This window comes from Clostridia bacterium, from assembly GCA_016887505.1.
Taxonomy (GTDB): domain Bacteria; phylum Bacillota; class TC1; order TC1; family UBA5767; genus UBA5767.
The window spans coordinates 1,638,666-1,659,066 of sequence record CP069393.1 but is presented as its reverse complement, the minus strand read 5'-3'; the positions used below and the strand labels follow the sequence as shown (position 1 = coordinate 1,659,066).

The following is a 20,401-nucleotide window of genomic DNA, read 5'->3' as shown; positions in this document are numbered from 1 at the left end:
ACCCTTATCCTTACCTATATAAATTAATAGAATAAAATGGGCAATAAGGGAAAGAGCAACCGTAGAACACTGATTTAGTAGGGGCTTGCGACTTTGCCGAGCTTGGTTGCCTAAGCCCCAAAACGAGCAGACAGGCAATAAAAATGCTTCATTCCGTTCTGACGAACACCCTCTGAATGCCATAGATGGGCAAGGATTTTTTGCCGGTCTTATTTCCGTCGAATAGAGACCAGCCGCCGATACGGTTCAAGATACCTTGGATTTCGTAGGAATCAGCTTTCTTTATGGACTCGCGGGACTTTCCAAAGCACTCACACCATATCTCCATCACGCAGACTTGATTCCTGCGGACGCTTCCGCTCGCTCTTGTGGGGTCGTCAGGTGAACGGATGTATTCGATCCTGCGATAAAGGTCCATTGCATCCCAGCTTTCAGGTAGCAGGGTTTCAAGGTAATCTACAACCATGCCCTCGCGCTCGTCGTTTTCCATAGCGTTGCGCTGTTCGGCAAACGCCGCCATAGCAACATCGCCTTTTAAGAACAATTCTTCGCCGCCTTGGTATTTTACGAGGGCTTCTGCCCAAATCTGATCTATGTCCGCAAGCTCCCAAGCGCGGTATTTACTCTCGCCGGATACCCAAACAGGCCAGAAGCGTCGGTTGCCCGTGATGTCCCGCAGAAATCCGCCGTCTGAGTTGGTCGTACCTACGATAATGCACTGGCGCGGGTGGCTCTCAACCGCCCGGCCGTACGAAGGACGATACTTATCATCTGTGCGGGTGATAAACGATTTTACTGTCTCGACATCCATTTTCTTAATGCCCGCAAGTTCCCCGAGTTCGAGAATCCAGTAGCCCTGAAGCTTCTCCGGGGCAGTTTTATCTTTCATATCAGATATAGAAAGGCTGTCGGAATACCATTGCTGCCCCAGTTTGGAGAAGAGTGTGGATTTTCCAATACCCTGCTTACCGTTGAGGACAAGGATGGAGTCGTGCTTTGTGCCGGGGCTAATAATCCGAGCCACCGCCGCTACGAGGGTCTTACGGGTGACGGCTCTGGTATAAGGTGAATCTTCTGCACCGAGGTAATCAATAAGCAGTGTGTCGATTCGAGGAACTCTGTCCCATTCTGGCAAGCCTTCGAGGTATTCCCGAATCGGATGATAAGCACGGTCGTCGGCAACCTTAGCCAGCGCAAGTTCATAATTTCGTGCCGAAAACGTACCATAGCGTTTATCGACGAAAGCCACAAGCTGGGCGGTATCGACATCCCGCCAAGGCTTATGTGGACGTTCCCAGGGCAGTTCGTCACCGTATATCTGGTTGGCGAGGCGATTATGCCTTATACCCGTTAAGGTTTCGTCGTTGTTCAGGATAAGGAGCAGGTTGCCGAGGGTATTGGAGAGTATGCCGCTTTTCTCACGCTGAAGCTGGGATTTCCAATCAGCATCTTCATCAAAGTCGCTTTCTGCCTTGGCAATGCGCTCCTCGGCGAGCAGTAGTTTTACATTTTCATCCTGTACTGCCAGTGCGCTCATCGCCTTAAAGCCTGCCTTTTCGTCAAGATCGGTGAACTTATGGATGCGGACGAGGTCAAAGGCGTTTAACAGCCTGCCACAGGCGGGGTCGGTGGCGTGATGGGAATACGACCATTTGCTTTCATACAGCACCACACCCGCCGAACTATCGGCAGGGATATAGTCATAACGGCCGCTCATTGCCGACGCCTCGTATACATCAGATAGAAATGTTGCAATCACATCTTCAATCGAATAAGCGCGGCAGAAAGCGCCGACCACGCCATCTTTTTCGAGCGGATCTTGCTGCTGCCTGATGCTGCGCTGTATCACTTCGGACTGACGGCTTGATGTAGGCCAGAGTGAGCAGTCGTGCCAATCGGAGAGCTTGGAGAGGTATGCGTCTGGATCGAGGACATCGCCATCGATTTCTTTAAAAATGTATTCACCGTCGGAAGGTGTGGACGGCCAGTACATCAAACGCTCCGGTTCATAGGTGCTGTCATCAAAGAAGTCCATGCCGATGACTTCCGCTACCAGTCGGGAAACAGCAGCGTATTCGTCCGGCGAAACCTCGCGGGCAAGTGGAATAACCATGCGAAGCCGGGGTTCTTCGGGTGTATGGCTGTGGGTAGAATAGATCACGCACTTGTGAGGAAACAGCATCTCCACCGTGTCAATAAAATTACTACCGGCGTGATCGGCATCAAGGGTTATCCCCGAGCGGCTTTCTACCGTATCCTTTTTACGTCTGCCACCCTTGAGATGCCCGAGAACATAGCCACCTACATCTTTTGCGGCATCGCGACGGTCTTTGGTGAATCTCTTGTATTCTGCGACAGTTTCAGTTGTGCGGCGAGTGACTTTGAACCGCTCGCACAATCCTTCAAATGTGGTCTTTTTATTGATCCACCGTTTTGAAAGACGGCTGTCGCCATATGCGATTTTAAGTTCCATATTCCAGCACCTCACATTTGTGGTTGTAGTACTTAATAGGTATACCGCGCTTTTTTGCCTTAGCGACCTCGCGGGACATACCCTCTGAATGTTTGCCGAAAACCCATAGCTCATCGCATTTGCCAAGCAGGACCAGGGCAAAGAACATTCCCAATTCGCGCTGCTCTCTGTCATCATCATCCATGAACTGCGGGTAGTGGAGGTGGGGAGCAACCGGGATGCATCCCTTGGAAACAGCAAAGCGACAATATCCTCGTGCCCGTTCCATGTTTCTTTCTGTGTCTTCTGCGAAAGGTGAAGCGATGTAAACAAGCGGACGGTAAGTTTTCACTGGAACTTCTGACTTGGCAACCGCCGTCAATGCTTCATAGGCGGTCGGATCGGGATAACCCTCGCTATTGTACTTGTCCATCGGGCACCTCCCCTTGGTAATACTGCTCAACGAGTGAACGCAGCCAGTCGATTTCTTCATCAAGGCGGGCGTTTACCGATTCGTACATAGCGTTCTCAGCTTCAAGCGCAGCAAGCTGTTTTGACCGTTCTGCACTTTTATCCGCGCTGATAAACAGGAGTGAGAAGAAGCATGTCAGCCCGATCCACATCAATACCCACGGGAGCGCTGACCATATTGCCTTCCCAACCTTCTTCAGAGCCGTCTTGATAGCTTGCTTTTTCTCAATATTCATTTTCGTTTACCCCTTTCCCAAGGAACAGATTGATGAAATATTGCTGCCCCTTGCCTGTAACCTTGGTTGTTTTACTGATGGTGACATGACCGTCTGAATGAGTGATGGCGGTTTCCTTGACCCGGAAAAGCCCCAACTCCATCGCCCTTTGGGTTGGCGCGTTATAATCCGATCCCTTGCGCTTGATGAGGTAGCCGTCCTGACGAAGTTTTTCAAACAGACGGTTCTGGCCGATTTCGATACCGTTGCCTTTGAGGATTTTCGCCAACTCACCAATAAGAATGGTGCCCTCGGAGACAGATACCGCATCGGCGAAGATAACCTTTGGTTTATTCTCGGTGGCTTCCAGTTGTAGCCGTTCCTTGGCAGCGCGCTCTTCCTTAAGGGCGGTCAGAACTTTAATCCATGAGTCGGGATCATTCATCAACTCTTCTAATTTGGCGGGAGTGACATACGCGCCGTGCTTGCGGATGGTGGGAAGCACTTCATGGGTGACCCAGCGTTTGAACTTTTTGGCTTCGGGCTTGCGGGATAACAGAATAATGCTGTAAAGCCCGCTTTCAGTAACTGCGATCATTTCCTGTCGGCCACCAAGGGTGTCCACTAATACCGGCTCCCTTTCATCGTCGTCTAATCGTGCTGCTGCGTCGCGATATTTCTCAATCCCGAGAATGCCGCACACATCCTTAAGCACCCAGAGAATATCGCTACCCTTTTTAACAGTCCTGACTTCGTTCCCTTCATATGAGAACACTTGTAATCCGTTCATATTGAACCTCCTGAAAAGTTATTTTTCGAGAGGCAACAACCCCTCTACTGCCTACAGACAGGAGGGGTTGTTTTGCGTACCGGCATTTAATCTTTTTTATAAAATGAGCAATCGAACCCATCGGCAATGAGTAAAAGTCCCTCAGCCCAAGGCGGCGTCCGGCTCATTTGCTGACATAAAATTTCGGCAGACATCTCTGGACCGGTTTCGATAACGACTTCGTCGTGGATGTGCATCACGATGGAGCAATGACGGAGCGTCTGCATGGCGAAGGATAAAATATCCCGGCTGATCGCCTGCACAATATTCTCCACGAACTTGGGACCATAGCTTTCGATACGTTCCCATTTCTTTGTGCCACCGACGCCTTCGTAGGTCACACAGTCTGAGCCGAATTGGTTTGTTCCGATACGTGGCTTGACGTAGGAAAGCCGTCTGCCTGAGGGAAGCACGATAAACAGCATCCCGCTTTGATAACCAAAGCGAATGCCGTGAGTCTCGGTTACAGTCCTGTCCCTGACTGCTTTCATAGCCGCACGGTCAACATCCCACCAAAACCTCACGATATTTGGGTTCGCCGACCGCCATGCTGAAACGAGCGGACGGAGTTCTTCTTCAAATAAACCCATCTCTAAGGCGCCCATCGCTTTGAGTGCACCGACCGAGCCGCCGTAGCCGAGGGCAAGTTCGGCAATCTTTCCTTTTTGTCGGAGTGGGCTACCCTTGGTAACTTCCTCAATCGGAACATGGAACATCTGGCTTGCTGAAGCTTCGTAAATCTTGCCGTGGGTGGCAAACACATCGTTTCGCCACCGCTCTCCGGCAAGCCAAGCGATGACGCGGGCTTCAATCGCCGAAAAGTCAGCGACAATTAGCTTGTAGCCATCCTTCGGTACGAAGGCTGTGCGAATCAACTGGGAGAGAACATCAGGAATGTTGTCATAGAGCAGTTCCAAAGCGGCGAACTCGCCATCATGAACAAGCCATCGTGCATCTTCAAGGTCGGCCAGATGGTTTTGCGGCAGGTTTTGCATTTGAATGAGCCGCCCGGCCCATCTGCCGGTTCTGTTAGCGCCGTAAAACTGAAACATTCCACGGGCGCGACCGTCAGCGCAGATAGCGTTTTCCATCGTCTGATATTTCTTGATTGAGGATTTTGCTAATTGCTGTCGGAGCGATAGGACTTTTCCAAGTGGCTCAGGTGCATCCTTAAGCAGCTCCGTTACCACTTTTTTTCCGAGGGAATCAGTTTCCATACCGTTATCGGCGAGCCACTGTTTCATTTGTTGTACTGAATTTGGATTATCCAGATCAGTTAGTTCTTTCATCAAACGGGTCAACTCAGTACGGGAGCGTGCATCCGCTTTGATGGCATTGCGGACGAGCGCCATGTCCAAAGCTACGCCACGATCGTTAATCTCTTGATCATGGGCGTATTCTTCCCATACAGTATCAGGTACGGGAAACTTGGCAAGCCGCTCTTGGATAGAGAGTTCCGTCTCAACGTCACGGCGATTGTATGCTTTGAACGCTTCCCATTTGTCGGGGGCGTGTTCGGGTCGGTTACGCATCCGCTGACCGTTTGTGGCGGTGGGTTTACAGGGTGAGCAGAAATATCTGATGAGATCCTTGCCCTTGGTTAGTTTCTGCTTCTCAAGTCCCAAGACCGCTCCCGCGCCTTCGAGGGAGAGGGGCAACCCCATGTATGCTGACCAGACCATTGCACAACGCCATGATGCGGGGTTAAGGTATTTCGCCTTGCCGAGGATTTCAGCAGAGTGGTGGTTGTCGGCGAAGGGGTCAAGACTGATGTCCATATCCGAAAGGTATCGAGAGAGACAGACCCTCTCAAAATTGGCGTTGAACGCCCATTTTTGAACATTATCGTCTGTTAGTGCGTTGAGGATTTCCGGCGGTAGATGTTCGCCCGCCGCAAGGTCGATGACCTGAACATCGTCGCCATCTACGGAATAAGCGAACAGGAGAATATCGAAGTCGGGCGACTCGGCGTACTTGTACACACCGCTTTTGGAAAGGTCGTAGCCGCTATAGGTTTCAATATCTATGGATAATGTTTTCATAAGACCTCCATAATCGAAAAAGGCGGCAAGTTGCCCTGCCGCCCTCCGTAGTTGGTGTAATGTATTTATCCGAGGAAATCCTCGTCGTCGTAGGTGGCAAAATCATCCTCTGCACGGGATTTACCGCCGAGGGGTTCGCCGTCGCGAATTTTCTGCAGGTTGTTCAGGCCACAGGCAATACCTTTATTGCCGTTACTGTTGAAAGCGTAGAAATTGATGCTCGCTCTGCCATATACACCGCTGTAAATTTCCGAGCGGTTTATAATTTCCTGACGGTCTGCATCAACCACGCCTGGTGCGGTCGCACTGTTGGCGTTGATAAAATAGGCATTGTTGTAAGCGGGATCATCGGGTCTTTCGGTGTCGCCATCACGGAGCGGGGTCTTGAGGGCGGCAAGGGGCGGTACGGTTTTGCCGTTGCCTTTTAGTTTCGCCTCACCTTCGCGGTAAGCCGCTTCAATCGCTGTCTTGATTTTAGCGATGGTTTTGGTATCGGACTTGGGGATAATGAGTGATACCGAAAACTTCGGCGTGCCGCCGTTGATGGATTTCGCTTCCCACACATTAGCGTAAGACCAGCGGGTATCGGGTCCTGTGATGACCTTCATAGGGTTTTGAGTCTGTGTGTTTACATTGTTTGTCGTGTTAGCCATTGGAATTTTCCTCCTCATAATCATTAAAATCGTGTTTTGCTGTATGGATTGCCGGACGTTTGTCGCCCTCCGGTACGAGCGTTGGTTTGCCTTGTGGCTTCTCGACCAGACTGCCGAGCAGTTCGGAGAACTTTACCTTGCCGAGAGCCTTTTCCATTGCGGTGATGCCCATCACCTTGTGTTCATATGGGTCGTAGCCTGCCGCGCTGACGGCATCAGCGACTGCCTCATCATTTGTGTACCTGCGGTTAGAACGACCTTCAACCAGTTTCCAACCTGTCCAGTGCTTGCCGCTGAGTGCACTTTGAAGAGCATAGTCCTTGATGTCAGAAGCCCACGAAACAAGATCGTCTATCTTGCCAAGAATGGATTCGATTTCATCATCTTCCAAAAGGGGAGGCAACTTGAATTCGTATTTTGCGAGTTCAAGGTTTTGCTCTGCCCGTTTGCGGCAGTCATGCTTCGCCTTGCAGAACTGGCACCAATCGCCACACCGGAATTCGCCCTCACCGTCGTAGGCAAGTTCTGCGATAGGTTTTAAGGTTTCTGCTGCCCACTGATAAAGTGATTCCTTGAAAACTGTGTGGGTGCTGATGTTATCCCTCCTTGGCTGGTAAATGGTCATGCTGACTGTGTCGATGTCATAGATTCCGTCAAACAACTCCAGAGCACCCAAGGCGTATAGTTTCATTTGCGGGTTGTCGTCAGATTCGATCAGTACACCTTGTCCGTGCTTGTAATCCACGATGTGGAGCGTGCCGTCAGCGATGATCACGCAGTCGCCGGTGCCAAAGCCACCCTCGACATACTTAGAAAAGTCGAGACGCTGCTCAATCAGCACCACAGGGTCGGCGCAATTTTGCTTTGCCGTTTCCACCAGTTCCATGATGTAGGCGGCATATCCGTTGGCGCATTGTTCCATCTCCTCGGAGTAGTAGGTCAGGCTGATGGTTGGGTCTTTGGTGCGGATGCCGAGAGCCGTTTTCAACTTGTACTCACAAAGGGTGTGTGCCTCCGTGCCTTCAGCGGCATAACTGCTGCCGTTATCTTCGTACTGCTCTCCAAGCCGGGCCGAGGGAGGGCAGTTCAACCATCGGTGGCTTGAAGAAGCAGAGAGAAGTGCATGTTTACCCATTGCCCAGTACCTCCGCTTCTGCGAGCAGGGCAGCGTACTTTTGGGGGTCGATTTCTGATAGCTTCGCAGCGCCATGCTTTTCGAGCAGTTCCCGAACCTTGGCGGTATGACCATTGCGAGATTTTTCCGCAAGTACTGCTCTAACATCTTCCAGCGTTAGAGGTTTTGAAGTTGGCTTTGATTCTGGCTGTACCGACGTTCTGGGTTGGCTGCCGCTGAAAAGAGAAGTCAAACTATCAGCTACGGTGTTCAGGGACTGTGCAACACTACGAAGTTCGCTAACACAGAGGTCGAGTTCGCCCATCTTGCTCATCTGGTGCACCTCCTTCCCTGGTGGATTCTTTCTGCTTTTGAAGTGCGAGCAGCTTCTTGGCAAGACGTTTAGACACGACACTTATTGCCGTGAGGATGCCTGCAAGTTCTTCGTCCAGCTCGGCATCACGCATTTCCGCGTTCCTTTCAGTTGCTTCTGTTTGCATTTTCTTACCTCCGTTTCCGAGAAGCATTACCGCCCCTCTACCGTCTACAGACAGAAGAGGGGCGGTTGCGTACCACGAAGAGTGGTTACTCAAAAAACTTCTTCAGGGCTTCGTCATTTCGCAGGATGTCAAGGACACGGCGGACATGAACGGTAATGCTGCGTGATGATTTAAAATCGTACTTAGGCGCTAATTCACGCACGGTTTTTTCATGGATAATGCGGTCTGTTATAAGCTCACGGTCTTTTTGAGTGAGGGTAGCAAGTGCGGCATAGAGGGTGTCTAATACAGCCTTTTGTTCTAAAAATTCTGTGATATCAGTGGGATCGGCAGGTTCGTAAAATGTATCCGAGCCGTCAGAATCGTTACCCAATGGCTTATCAAGTTCAACAGTGCGGCTCGTGCGGGACTTACAAGTCTCACATTTTTGGTTACACTTGCTTGTTCCTTTCCATACGCATTGAAATTTCCGCTCTTGATATTTTTGCTCTCGCCATATAGAGCGCATATTCTCCCGCGCAAGGTCTTCCCCCATCTGGTTACGGGGCAGACGGACAACAAGGCCGGATTCCTCATCGACATACCAGCGTTGTGGAAAGGGTTTTTCGGGTTCTTCGGAACGGGCAAGGCACTCTGCTCTTGGTACTTTGAATTCCTGTGCTCCATCCTCCGATAGGATGTAGTAGGCCATCGGTTCACCGGATTTCGTGCGGTGTGGAATGGGGGTGGGTTTGAAAGACTTGTTTTGGCTTTGATTTGCTTGGTTTTTCATCAGATTTCCTCCTGTGATTTGAATTGCGTGAGCAATCGCAGGGAGGAAATATGGAAGTTTGTACAGATTCACACTGTTATCATTGTTTTTCGGATTGGTGCGTGATATAATGGTTTAACAGTGTTTAGTGTGGGTTGTTATTTTGGCTTTTGCACCTTCGCCACCGTACAAGAGCAACAAAAAATGCCCCTGCGATTTCTCACAAGGACATAAAATGGTTCGCCGAGTTCGCCAACCATACTTCGTAGAGTTGGTTAGAGTTCGCCGAGTTAGTTTTTTGAAAAGCGGTGAAAATATATGGCAAAAATAGTAAAGCAGCGTCTTTGCGGCGGCACTTTCCTTACATTGTTTTTACGTGCAAGAAAGCCCCTACGTGGAGCAAATGAATATTATACGGGGAATCCGGAGCCTTATTCCGAACCCATAGCTCTGTTCGCCTTATCTAAGGTGATCGTTCCTGACTGGCAGAACATATTTGTATTCGCTGACAGCACAGTTAGCGGCAATACTTCAGAATATAAGACCTGTAAAAATGAAGGAGGCTCAATATATCCTTTTGGTGACGATGCGGCACTGACTGCATTCAATACGCGAATCAAAGATAATTACCCCTCCGTATTAGCCGAAATGTCTAAGGTAATAGCATTGCTCATTGATACAGGCAGCATGAGAAAAGACGAAAGATTGGTTATAGAACTTTTAGCCTTGATTGAAGCTGATGACTCCATCGGTGATAATCAACTTTTCTTTGCTTCGGAAAGCGGTGATGCAATAACAAAATCCGACATTCTCAAAGCAACAAGTGTTTGCCTGCAATCATTTTTATTAGGTGTTTGGCATTTTGCAGTAACCCGTTCAGAAAAGAATACTTTTGGCAAGGAAACAATCAATTTATGGTGTCCTTCAACCGGAGGGGGAAAGCGTGAATATAAAGGGAACCTTGCAAACCTCATTTCAAGGAATATTACGCTAAACTATTGTGAAGGCTTTGGAGAAAGTGTCGATGCTGAAATTGTTGATGAGCCATTAGTGGACGAACCAATGACAAATGATGAAAGTCCTAATGAGGAACAGTCGGCAGAGAAAGAGCCTGACGCATCCATCTTGACGCAGCAGGTTATAAACAACAATCCTACATTCTTCAATTTCAACATATCCGGCAATAACAACAGTTTCTATAATCATGTAGATACAGTAAATATTAATAACGGAGGGCAAAAAGATGAGTGATAAACTGAAACCGATCTCATCCACCGTTCTTCCGTCGAGTGGTGCATCGGCAAATATAAACCTACCCGGTGATGGGAACACGCTGATTGCTCACGCGAATGCAGTGAATATGAAAAGCGTGTATATTCCTGTAGTTCAGACAAGTGGGGTCACGCTTCCGACAAGACGCACTGTAAATGAGAATTATTATAGTCTTTTCGTTATTGGTGATGAATTGTTCACCGGAGGCCATTTTATGGTACCGAAGGAATGTGCTTTGACCGAGAGTATAGCACCCGAATTAAAAGCCAAATACGCCAAATTAGATATGGGGGCCATTACAGCAATAAAAACCTTCCCGGCTATATTCGCAAGCAGAAATCATCAATATGGTCGTGCAGGTGAAAATCAAGATGCCTATCTCGGATTTGTTGATGAAGTAATAGTTCAAGATAACGGCATCAAGGTGTGTTTTCATTTGCTGTACGCCATATCGCAGCGCCGACTCAATGAGCTTACTTGTGAACTCTCTATCGATAGCGCTTCGGCATTTAATGAATTTGATCGTACACATTGGACGATAAAACAGATAAATCTAATTGAGAAGCTGCGCAAAGCAGATGTAATAAACACTCTGTTTTAAGAGTTGTAACCACAACAAAACGAGATATATACATTATGGAGGTTTTGACATGAGCAACGAGATTGATAAGAATATAACCGAAAAATGGGTGAATCTTGAGGATATCGCCGAGTATCTCAGTGTAAGCAAGGACACTGTCCGCACGTGGATGCGGGAAGGTAAACTCCCCGTTAATAAAGCCGGGAAACGCTATAAGTTTAAAGTCTCCGAAGTTGACGAGTGGGTACGCAAGGGCAAAATCAAGGAGTAAATCGAATGAAATTCTAAGGAGTCAATAATATGCAGATGCCAGAAATGCTTGATAATGTGAATAAAACGGTTAAGGACGACTTGACCGTTTCGATAAACAAGGGCGACAAGCTGTCCATAGCGGCTGCCTGTTTCTCCATATATGCGTACCAAGCCCTCAAGAAACAGCTTGATGGCATCAATGAGTTGCGTTTTATTTTCACCTCACCGACTTTCCTGCATGAGAAGGCGCCCAAGGAAAAACGAGAGTTCTATATCCCACGTCTTAACCGTGAGCGTTCACTCTACGGCACGGAGTTTGAAGTGAAGCTTCGTAATGAATTGACACAAAAGGCAATTGCCCGCGAGTGTTCCGACTGGATTCGTAAGAAGGTAAAATTCCGTTCCAACCTCACAGGCGGGAACATCAGCGGTTTTATGAATGTTGAAGGAAATGAGTGCACGACCTATATGCCACTACATGGGTTCACCACTTCCGACATCGGTTGCGAGCGTGGCAACAATATCATTAATCCGGTTAATAAGATGTTTGCGCCGCTCTCCGGCGAGTATATCCGTATGTTTAATCAAATTTGGAACGACAAGAGCCTGATGCAAGATGTGACTGAGCAGGTCATCGATGGTATCACTGCGGCCTATAACGAAAACGCACCAGAGTTTATTTACTTTGTGGCAATATACAATATCTTCAATGAGTTCTTGGAGGATATCTCCGAGGACGTTTTACCCAATGAAGCGACGGGATTTAAAGAGAGTAAAATCTGGAATATGTTATATGCATTCCAAAAGGACGCCGTACTTGCGATTATTAACAAACTTGAATCATATAACGGATGTATCCTTGCAGACAGCGTAGGACTTGGTAAAACATTTACCGCCCTTGCTGTCGTTAAGTATTATGAAAATCGCAACCGCTCCGTGCTTGTTTTGTGCCCTAAGAAGTTGTCGGATAACTGGAATACATATAAAGACAACTATGTGAACAACCCAATAGCTGCCGACCGCTTGCGATATGATGTGCTGTATCATACGGACCTTTCAAGGGATCGCGGCAAATCCAACGGGCTTGATTTGGATAGGCTTAACTGGGGCAATTATGACCTTGTGGTAATCGATGAGTCCCACAACTTTAGAAACGGCGGTGAAGTATATGGAGAAGACCGTCGCGAGAATCGCTACCTTCGTTTAATGAACCGTGTTATACGCACGGGAGTAAAGACGAAGGTTTTGATGCTTTCGGCAACTCCAGTCAACAACCGTTTTACCGATCTTCGCCACCAGCTTGAACTTGCTTATGAGGGCAATCCGAGTCTCATCAATGAGAAACTCGGCATAAATCGCACAATAGATGAAATTTTTAGAAGCGCCCAAAAGCAATTCAACCAGTGGAACAAGAAGGAAGAGGACGAAAGAACTACGAACTCGCTGTTAAAGTCACTCGATTTCGACTTTTTTGAGGTGCTGGACAGCGTGACCATCGCTCGCTCCCGTAAACATATAGAAAAATATTACAATATGAAGGAGATAGGCTCATTCCCCGAACGATTGAAGCCCATCTCTTTGCGACCGCGCCTGACCGATTTAGAAAGCGCAATAAACTACAGCGAAATTTACTATCAGCTAATGAAATTGAATCTCTCGGTGTATATCCCTACCGATTACATATTCCCAAGTATGCTCCATAAATATGTTGATACTTCCCGCAACATCAACCGCGCAGGGCGTGAAATGGGCATACGCCGCTTGATGAGCATAAACCTAATGAAACGACTCGAAAGCTCCGTAGAGTCCTTTCGGCTCACTGTTGGGCGGGTTAAGCAATTAATTGATAGCACAATTGCCGAAATAGATGCCTACACAAGTGGCGGCTATTCGGTTATAGACGGACGGGAACTCACAGGCGACGCAGACTTCGACGATGATGATCGCAATACGGAGTATTTTGCTGCCGAACACAGCATCAAAATTGACCTTGGCGACATGGATTATAAAACCTGGCGGGACAGGCTTTCAGAAGACAGCGAGGAGCTTGCCTTACTGAAAATGCTGATTGACGATATCACACCAAAACACGACACAAAACTCCAGACGCTTTTCGGACTTATCGAAGGCAAACTGACGAATCCGATTAACGATAGAAACCGAAAGATCCTGATATTCTCAGCATTCTCAGATACGGCGGAGTATCTGTACCACCATGTCAGTTCATTCGTGAAGTCTAAATTTGGGCTTGATACGGCGATGATTACGGGAAGCGTTGATGGCAAAACCACGATAAAGGGACAGCGGGCTTCTATGAACGAGGTGCTGACCTTGTTCTCCCCGATTTCAAAGGACAAAAACCTGTTGATGCCAAACAACACCGCTGACATTTCGGTGCTGATTGCCACAGACTGCATATCAGAAGGTCAGAACCTGCAAGACTGCGACTATTGCGTCAACTACGACATTCACTGGAACCCCGTCCGTATTATTCAGCGTTTCGGGCGGATTGACCGTATTGGCAGCCGCAACGAGGTTATTCAGCTTGTCAACTTCTGGCCGGACGTGGATTTGGATGAGTATCTCTCCCTTAAAGGTAGGGTGGAAACAAGGATGCGGATTTCTGTCATGACCGCAACCGGTGACGACGACCTTATCAACGCCGAGGAAAAAGGCGACCTTGAATACCGCAAAGCGCAACTCAAACGACTTCAAGAGGAAGTTGTGGATATAGAAGATATGCAGTCGGGCATCTCCATTATGGATTTGGGACTGAACGAATTTAGGCTTGACCTGCTTGAATATGTTAAAAACAATGGCGATATGGATAAAGTTCCTTTTGGGCTTCATGCGGTTGTCCCCGCTTCGGAGGATTGTCCGCCGGGAATTGTGTTCGTGTTGAAGAACCGCAATAACAGCGTAAACATTGATATGCAGAACCGCCTCCACCCGTTTTACATGGTGTATATAGGAACGGACGGTGAAGTCATTTGCGACCATCTTTCCCCAAAGGAACTGCTTGACAAGTTCCGGTCTCTATGCAGGGGCAAAACCGAACCAACGATGGAAGCCTGCCAAGACTTCAACAAAGAGACAAAAGACGGGCGAGATATGCGCGGCGTGTCCACGTTGTTATCGGATGCAATCAACTCAATTATTGAAGTAAAAGAGGAAAGCGATATCGATAGCTTGTTCAGCCCGGGCGGCACATCTGCCCTAAATACCAATATCAGCGGGCTGGATGATTTTGAATTGATTTGCTTCCTTGTGGTGAGGTGACGAGATGTTAGGATTGCCACGCACAACGCAGGTAAACCGCCGCATTGCGAAAGAGAAGCTCTACCAAAACGCCACTCTCACGCCGCAGTCGCGCGACATGATAAAAGACCAGATAGATTCAGTCTTCTGGCGAAACAAGCTTGCAGATAGCACGATGGCGATCAGTGCAGGCGAAACAGTTGCGGAAATTCAGATATTTGAAATTCAGCTTCGCCAACGGGAACTCGACAAGCGGGTTCTGCCCGCCATTGCCAAAGCAATACCGTATAAAATCCTGTTTATCCTCGTGTTCGGCGACGAGGCGCAGGTGTGGATTGAAGCATCCGGCACGTTCTACAACACCGACTGGCAGCCGCTTGGTGGTTTTATGTTGAGGTTCGATGGGTTAAATTTGGATGCGGTGTACGAAAACTTGGCGCGGCAGATATCGGGTGGTCGACTCGGAACGGACGGCGATATTGAAGAAGCCGTAGACCGTGATAAACAGCGGCAAAGACTCGAACGCGATATTGTCGCCTTAGAAAAGAAACTACTGCGTGAAAAGCAGTTTAATAAACAAGTTGAGTTGAACGGCGAGTTGAAACGACTTAAAAAAGAACTGGAGGAACTACAATGAGTGATGGATTCAAGTTAGATCCGGCAAATATGCCGAGAATAGATTTTTCAACAACAAATCACCTTGCTAATTCGGTAGCTGACTCGATAGCTGCAAATCAACGTGACATGGAGCGGTCGATGCAAGCTGTCCAAAGAGAGCGTGAACGAAAAGAAGCAGCAGAAGCCGCCTATCGTGAAGAAACAATCCGAAGCCTCCGCGCCATCGAGCAAAACACGGCGAACCTCTATACACTTGTTGACCTTATCAGCAAGAGCAATGAGCAGCAAGATGAATTGATTGAGATAATTGCCGAAGTATTGACCATCGCCAAGGCAAGAAGCCAAGCCGAAGCGAAATCCGTCTATACCAAGGTTATGGGCAGGATAACGCAAACAATCAAGGATGCAGAAACCCTTGCAAAGATAGCAGGTTACGCCACGGCTGTTTGGAACTTGGCTCAACCGATCATTGAGAAACTGCCATAAATAGGAGGATAATTGATATGGATAAAATGAAATTCGAAACCCCGAATCTCACCGCCGAGAATGTGACGAAAATTGCCGAACTTTTCCCCGGCGTAGTGACCGAGGGGAAGGTTAATTTTGACCTACTGCGCTCCATGCTTGGTGAGGATGTATACGGCGATGAAGCGTACGAATTTACATGGGTGGGCAAACGCGCCGCCATTGCCGAGGCCGGAAGACCTATCCGCAAGACACTCCGCCCCTGCGTGGAGGAAAGCAAGGATTGGGATACAACCGAAAATCTTTACATAGAGGGCGACAACCTTGACGTGCTCAAACTCTTGCAAGAGAGCTATTTGGGCAAAGTCAAGATGATCTACATAGATCCGCCGTACAACACAGGGAGCGATAGTTTCCTGTATCCTGATAATTATCGTGCTGACGATGACGAATATGAAGAGGCAGTAGATATGTTCGATGAGAGCGGGCAAAGAAACTTCCGCGAAAATACTATCAGCAACCCCCGTATGCATTCTGACTGGTGTAGTATGATATATTCTCGTTTACGGATTGCAAGGGATTTATTAACGGAAGATGGGGCAATTTTTGTGAGTATCGATGAACACGAGCATTCAACCTTAAAAGCCATGATGGATGAAATTTTTGGTGAAGCTAACTATGTAGACTCCGTTGTATGGGATAAAAAGTCCTCCGCAAAAGGTGTCCCCCCAAGAAATATGATGGTCAATGTCCATGAATACATAGTCGTTTACCAGAGAAGCGACAAGTTTAGTTTTATTGGTGAAGAGCGCAATGAGGAGACGGATGGGTTCAAAAACCCAGATAATGACCCAAGGGGACCGTGGCGCGAGTCAAATATTAAAAGCACGACAAAGCCAATTGAAGATTCCTTTACAATAACCGATCCCAATACAGGTAGAGAATATACAAATACTTGGGCGTTCTCAAAAGAATCGCTGGAAAGGATGATACAGGAAAACCGGATCTTATGGAAAGATACCCTTCCAAAACAGAAGGAATTCATGCGAGAAATGACCAATGAGAATAAAGCAATCAAAAGCAACTGGGGTGTCTTTGATGCACAAAGCACAACGGTTTACTTAAAAAAACTTATTACAGAAGTAAAGTTTGATAATCCAAAACCGTTGAATCTTATGAAATATCTTCTAAAGGTTGTTGTCAAAGGTAATGATATCGTTTTCGACTTTTTCTCTGGAAGCGGAACAACGGGAGACGCTTTAATGCAACTCAACGCCGAGGACGGCGGCAAGCGAAAATTTATAATGGTGCAGCTGCCCGAAGTCACCGATGAAAAATCTGAAGCCTACAAAGCGGGCTATAAAAATATCTGTGAAATCGGCAAAGAACGCATCCGTCGTGCCGGGGATAAAATCAAAGCTGAAGCGGGGTTGACCGCGCTGAATCTCGATATCGGTTTCCGTGTCCTCAAGCTGGACGATACCAACATGAACGATGTGTACTACGCGGCGGGTGACTATACGCAGGACTTGATTTTGCAAATGGAAAGCAACATTAAGCCCGACCGCACCGATATGGATTTGCTCTACGGTTGCCTGCTCGAATGGGGCTTGCCGCTATCCATGCCCCACACCCACGAAAAAATCGACGGCTTCACCGTCCATACCTACAACGACGGTGACCTGATTGCTTGCTTTGAAGATCGTATCAGCGAAAAGGCAATCCGCGAGATAGCAAGCCGCAAGCCCTTGCGTGCCGTGTTCCGCGACAGCAGCTTTTCCAGTTCGCCTGAAAAAATAAACGTGTTTGAAATCTTCAAGCTGCTTGCACCCAACACGAATGTGAGGGTGATATGATGAAAACTAAAAAAGAATGCGGAGGTGCTGGCGAATGAAACTACAATTCCGGCATCAGCCTTTTCAGGCAGACGCAGCAAAAGCGGTCTGCGATGCGTTCGCAGGTCAACCGTTTCGCACCCCAACATATATGATAGATTCCGGTTTGGGACAGCTTTCCCTATCCCAAACACAGGATTTTACGGGCTTCAGCAATGCGCCTATAGTTGTTACTGATGACAAAATACTGGAGCATATCCGCACCACTCAGCGGCAAGGTGGTATAAAACCGTCCGATTCACTTGTAGGCCGTTTTAACCTAACCATTGAGATGGAAACAGGTGTTGGCAAAACCTATACATATATCAAGACCATGTACGAGCTTAACAAACGGTATGGCTGGAGTAAATTTATCATCGTTGTGCCAAGTGTAGCTATTCGTGAGGGGGTTTATAAGTCCTTCCAAATGACGGAGGAGCATTTTGCCGAGGATTACGGTAAGAAAATCCGTTATTTCATTTATAATTCCTCGCAGCTCACTGAGATTGACCGGTTCGCTTCTGATAGTGCAATTAATGTGATGATCATCAACAGCCAAGCATTTAACGCAAGGGGCAAGGATGCCCGGCGTATCTATATGAAGCTGGACGAGTTTCGCTCACGCCGTCCGATTGATATCATTGCAAAAACAAACCCGATATTGATTATAGATGAGCCACAGTCGGTCGAGGGTGCGGCAACCAAAGAGCGATTGAAGGAGTTCGCTCCCCTTGTCACCCTTCGATATTCTGCGACCCACAAAGCTGACAGCCTGTACAATATGATTTACCGCTTGGATGCGATCGAGGCTTATAACAAACGGCTCGTAAAAAAGATAGCCGTCAAGGGTATTTCGGTTTCCGGTAGCACCGCCACAGAAGGGTATGTTTATGTGCAGAGCATAAACCTTTCGAAGGGCAACCCCACGGCGACAATCGAATTTGACATAAAGAATAAGACCGGGTTCAGCCCAAAAACACGGGTAGTAACCGAAGGTTATAGCCTGTTCGATAACTCCGGTGAGCTTGCCGAATATAAGGACGGCTATACCGTTTTGCGAATTGACGGCAGAGATTCTTCCGTTGAATTTACAAACGGTAAGAAGTTGTTTGCCGGGGATGTTATCGGTGCGGTCAGTGAGGATCAGTTGCGTCGTATTCAGATACGGGAAACCATCCTGTCCCATATCGAGCGGGAGCGGCAGTTATTTACCAAAGGCGTGAAGGTTTTATCGCTTTTCTTTATTGATGAAGTGGCGAAGTACAAGCAGTATGATGCTTCAGGCAACGCACAGGGCGGCACCTATGCTGAGATTTTCGAGGAGGAGTACAAAGCCATCGTCGGCAGTATGCAGCTTGCCTTAACTGACACGACGGAGTACCTTGCGTATCTTGACGGTATTGAGGTCGAGCGGACACATGCTGGTTACTTTTCAATTGATAAGAAAAGTGGTCGTATGGTAGACAGTAAGCTCGGCGATAGAAAAGAACGCACATCCGACGACGCGGATGCCTATGACCTCATCATGAAGGACAAGGAACGCCTGCTTGACCGCCGAGAGCCTGTGCGGTTTATCTTTTCCCACTCTGCCTTGCGCGAAGGCTGGGATAACCCGAATGTTTTTCAGATTTGTACTTTGAAACAGAGCGGAAGCGATGTTCGTAAACGCCAGGAAGTCGGGCGTGGGCTGCGCCTTGCCGTCAATCAAGGCGGCGAACGTATGGATGAAACCCTCCTATCCCGCGAGGAAGTCCACAATATCAACGTACTGACGGTTATTGCAAACGAAAGCTACGATAGCTTCGCCAAGGGATTGCAAAGCGAAATTGCCGAAGCTGTCGGCGATCGTCCGCGCAAGGTGGAAGCAAAGCTGTTCACAGAGAAGTTCGGCGAAGATACAGCCCTTGCTATATATGAGAGCTTAATAGAAAACGGTTATGTGAAGCGAGGCGAACTAACCGAGAAATATTACGAGGATAAGAAAAACGGCACTATAGAAGTACCTGAAGAAGCAGCCGGACAAACTGCTGATGTCATAGCCGTACTGGATTCTGTCTACGATCCGAATGCCAATAAGCCTGAAAACGCTCGCAAAAACACCGTCGAGGTCACGCTTGATAAGGGAAAACTGGATAGCAAGGCATTCCAAGAACTGTGGTCACGCATTAACCACAAAAGCTACTATGTCGTAGGATTTGATGAAGATGAATTGGTGGAAAAGGCTGTAAAGGAACTGAATGCACGACTGCGCGTTTCGAAGATTTATTTCAGGGTTGAGACGGGCGAACAGGCAAAGAATATTGACTCCAAGGAACAGCTTGAGTACGGAGAAGCATTTGTTCGAAAGGATATGGTGCGCGAGGAAGCGGCTTCATTCATGACGATGCGGGCAAGTTCATCCGTCCACTACGATCTTGTTGGAAAAATCGTAGCAGAGACGGGACTAACCAGAAAAGCCGTGACAAAGATTATGGTCAGGCTCGAAAAAGTAATCTTTGACCAGTTTGGAGACAACCCCGAAGAGTATATTATCCGCGCGTCTAACATCATCAACGAACAGAAAGCCACAGCAATTATCGAACACATAACCTACGATAAGCTGACCGCTGCTTTTGGTACTGATATATTCACCGAACCTGATCTTAAAAAAGGTAGCCTTGGCGTGAACGCCATGGAGGCAAAGCGCCACTTATATGATTATGTTATTTACGATTCAACCAACGAGCGTGATTTCGCTTCCGCGTTAGAAGCGCACAGCCAAGAAGTAGAGGTCTATGTCAAGTTGCCACGCGGATTTTATATCAACACCCCTGTGGGCAAGTATAACCCCGACTGGGCGATTGCGTTCTATGAAGGTAAAGTGAAACACATTTATTTCGTTGCTGAAACGAAAGGTGATATGTCCTCGATGGAACTACGCAAAATCGAGGAAGCCAAAGCACACTGCGCCCGTGAGCATTTCCGTGCTATCAGCGGCGATAAGGTGAAATACGATGTAGTTGACAGCTATGACAAGCTGTGGGAGCTGGTACAGGGATAAAAATAGTCTGAGGGG

The 20,401-nt window shown here is 47.9% G+C and carries 17 protein-coding genes; 8 read left to right on the top strand and 9 right to left on the bottom strand.

The window, feature by feature from the left end; all coding sequences use genetic code 11:
- Positions 1-148 precede the first annotated feature (148 nt).
- The 9 genes from JR334_07865 to JR334_07825 form a co-directional block, all read right to left on the bottom strand.
- Positions 149-2,473: a hypothetical protein gene (locus tag JR334_07865; GenBank protein QRN84887.1), complete on the bottom strand. Its 2,325-nt coding sequence runs from the start codon at positions 2,471-2,473 to the stop codon at positions 149-151.
- A complete protein-coding gene (locus JR334_07860; GenBank protein ID QRN84886.1) occupies positions 2,463-2,885 on the bottom strand; it encodes a DUF4406 domain-containing protein in 423 nt (140 codons plus the stop codon). Before JR334_07860 ends, JR334_07865 begins: the two co-directional genes overlap by 11 nt.
- Positions 2,869-3,159: a hypothetical protein gene (locus JR334_07855; protein ID QRN84885.1), complete on the bottom strand. Its 291-nt coding sequence runs from the start codon at positions 3,157-3,159 to the stop codon at positions 2,869-2,871. Before JR334_07855 ends, JR334_07860 begins: the two co-directional genes overlap by 17 nt.
- Entirely contained in the window at positions 3,149-3,928 is a 780-nt protein-coding gene (locus JR334_07850) for a phage antirepressor KilAC domain-containing protein (GenBank protein QRN84884.1), read from the bottom strand. The genes JR334_07855 and JR334_07850 overlap by 11 nt, the downstream gene beginning before the upstream one ends.
- An 86-nt stretch (positions 3,929-4,014) precedes the next feature.
- A complete protein-coding gene (locus JR334_07845; protein QRN84883.1) occupies positions 4,015-6,009 on the bottom strand; it encodes a DNA polymerase in 1,995 nt (664 codons plus the stop codon).
- 65 nt (positions 6,010-6,074) lie between these two features.
- On the bottom strand, positions 6,075-6,662 hold the full coding sequence (locus JR334_07840) for a DUF2815 family protein (GenBank protein QRN84882.1): 588 nt from the start codon (positions 6,660-6,662) through the stop codon (positions 6,075-6,077).
- Positions 6,655-7,797 (bottom strand): DUF2800 domain-containing protein, encoded by a 1,143-nt coding sequence (locus JR334_07835; protein QRN84881.1) that lies wholly within the window; start codon positions 7,795-7,797, stop codon positions 6,655-6,657. The genes JR334_07840 and JR334_07835 overlap by 8 nt, the downstream gene beginning before the upstream one ends.
- Entirely contained in the window at positions 7,790-8,110 is a 321-nt protein-coding gene (locus JR334_07830) for a DNA ligase (GenBank protein ID QRN86893.1), read from the bottom strand. Before JR334_07830 ends, JR334_07835 begins: the two co-directional genes overlap by 8 nt.
- A 251-nt stretch (positions 8,111-8,361) precedes the next feature.
- Positions 8,362-9,048, bottom strand: coding sequence for a sigma-70 family RNA polymerase sigma factor (locus tag JR334_07825; GenBank protein ID QRN84880.1), 687 nt, complete (start codon positions 9,046-9,048; stop codon positions 8,362-8,364).
- Between the two features lie 297 nt (positions 9,049-9,345).
- Here JR334_07825 and JR334_07820 point away from each other — a divergent pair, with 297 nt between their 5' ends.
- From JR334_07820 to JR334_07785, 8 genes are read left to right on the top strand one after another with little or no spacing between them, the layout of a single operon-like run.
- Entirely contained in the window at positions 9,346-10,278 is a 933-nt protein-coding gene (locus JR334_07820; protein QRN84879.1) for a hypothetical protein, read from the top strand.
- The gene (locus JR334_07815) at positions 10,271-10,900 is read left to right on the top strand and encodes a hypothetical protein (GenBank protein ID QRN84878.1); all 630 of its coding nucleotides are present in this window, start codon (positions 10,271-10,273) and stop codon (positions 10,898-10,900) included. Before JR334_07820 ends, JR334_07815 begins: the two co-directional genes overlap by 8 nt.
- A 49-nt stretch (positions 10,901-10,949) precedes the next feature.
- Positions 10,950-11,150: a helix-turn-helix domain-containing protein gene (locus tag JR334_07810; protein QRN84877.1), complete on the top strand. Its 201-nt coding sequence runs from the start codon at positions 10,950-10,952 to the stop codon at positions 11,148-11,150.
- A 29-nt stretch (positions 11,151-11,179) separates the two neighbouring features.
- Complete coding sequence (locus JR334_07805; GenBank protein QRN84876.1) at positions 11,180-14,410, top strand: DEAD/DEAH box helicase family protein; 3,231 nt, start codon at positions 11,180-11,182, stop codon at positions 14,408-14,410.
- Positions 14,411-14,414: 4 nt separating this feature from the next.
- Entirely contained in the window at positions 14,415-15,026 is a 612-nt protein-coding gene (locus JR334_07800; GenBank protein ID QRN84875.1) for a DUF4391 domain-containing protein, read from the top strand.
- Positions 15,023-15,493 (top strand): hypothetical protein, encoded by a 471-nt coding sequence (locus tag JR334_07795; protein ID QRN84874.1) that lies wholly within the window; start codon positions 15,023-15,025, stop codon positions 15,491-15,493. Before JR334_07800 ends, JR334_07795 begins: the two co-directional genes overlap by 4 nt.
- A 17-nt stretch (positions 15,494-15,510) precedes the next feature.
- Positions 15,511-17,328, top strand: coding sequence for a site-specific DNA-methyltransferase (locus JR334_07790; protein ID QRN84873.1), 1,818 nt, complete (start codon positions 15,511-15,513; stop codon positions 17,326-17,328).
- A gap of 34 nt (positions 17,329-17,362) precedes the next feature.
- Entirely contained in the window at positions 17,363-20,386 is a 3,024-nt protein-coding gene (locus JR334_07785) for a DEAD/DEAH box helicase family protein (protein ID QRN84872.1), read from the top strand.
- The last annotated feature ends 15 nt before the right edge of the window (positions 20,387-20,401 follow it).

Bases quoted from the DNA above. Each gene is read 5' to 3' on its own strand.
- JR334_07785 (QRN84872.1), top strand. From the start codon at position 17,363: ATGAAACTACAATTCCGGCATCAGCCTTTTCAGGCAGACGCAGCAAAA.
- JR334_07810 (QRN84877.1), top strand. From the start codon at position 10,950: ATGAGCAACGAGATTGATAAGAATATAACCGAAAAATGGGTGAATCTT.
- JR334_07805 (QRN84876.1), top strand. From the start codon at position 11,180: ATGCAGATGCCAGAAATGCTTGATAATGTGAATAAAACGGTTAAGGAC.
- JR334_07840 (QRN84882.1), bottom strand. From the start codon at position 6,662: ATGGCTAACACGACAAACAATGTAAACACACAGACTCAAAACCCTATG.
- JR334_07800 (QRN84875.1), top strand. From the start codon at position 14,415: ATGTTAGGATTGCCACGCACAACGCAGGTAAACCGCCGCATTGCGAAA.
- JR334_07820 (QRN84879.1), top strand. From the start codon at position 9,346: ATGGCAAAAATAGTAAAGCAGCGTCTTTGCGGCGGCACTTTCCTTACA.
- JR334_07855 (QRN84885.1), bottom strand. From the start codon at position 3,159: ATGAATATTGAGAAAAAGCAAGCTATCAAGACGGCTCTGAAGAAGGTT.
- JR334_07845 (QRN84883.1), bottom strand. From the start codon at position 6,009: ATGAAAACATTATCCATAGATATTGAAACCTATAGCGGCTACGACCTT.
- JR334_07850 (QRN84884.1), bottom strand. From the start codon at position 3,928: ATGAACGGATTACAAGTGTTCTCATATGAAGGGAACGAAGTCAGGACT.
- JR334_07790 (QRN84873.1), top strand. From the start codon at position 15,511: ATGGATAAAATGAAATTCGAAACCCCGAATCTCACCGCCGAGAATGTG.
- JR334_07835 (QRN84881.1), bottom strand. From the start codon at position 7,797: ATGGGTAAACATGCACTTCTCTCTGCTTCTTCAAGCCACCGATGGTTG.
- JR334_07860 (QRN84886.1), bottom strand. From the start codon at position 2,885: ATGGACAAGTACAATAGCGAGGGTTATCCCGATCCGACCGCCTATGAA.
- JR334_07815 (QRN84878.1), top strand. From the start codon at position 10,271: ATGAGTGATAAACTGAAACCGATCTCATCCACCGTTCTTCCGTCGAGT.
- JR334_07865 (QRN84887.1), bottom strand. From the start codon at position 2,473: ATGGAACTTAAAATCGCATATGGCGACAGCCGTCTTTCAAAACGGTGG.
- JR334_07795 (QRN84874.1), top strand. From the start codon at position 15,023: ATGAGTGATGGATTCAAGTTAGATCCGGCAAATATGCCGAGAATAGAT.
- JR334_07825 (QRN84880.1), bottom strand. From the start codon at position 9,048: ATGAAAAACCAAGCAAATCAAAGCCAAAACAAGTCTTTCAAACCCACC.
- JR334_07830 (QRN86893.1), bottom strand. From the start codon at position 8,110: ATGAGCAAGATGGGCGAACTCGACCTCTGTGTTAGCGAACTTCGTAGT.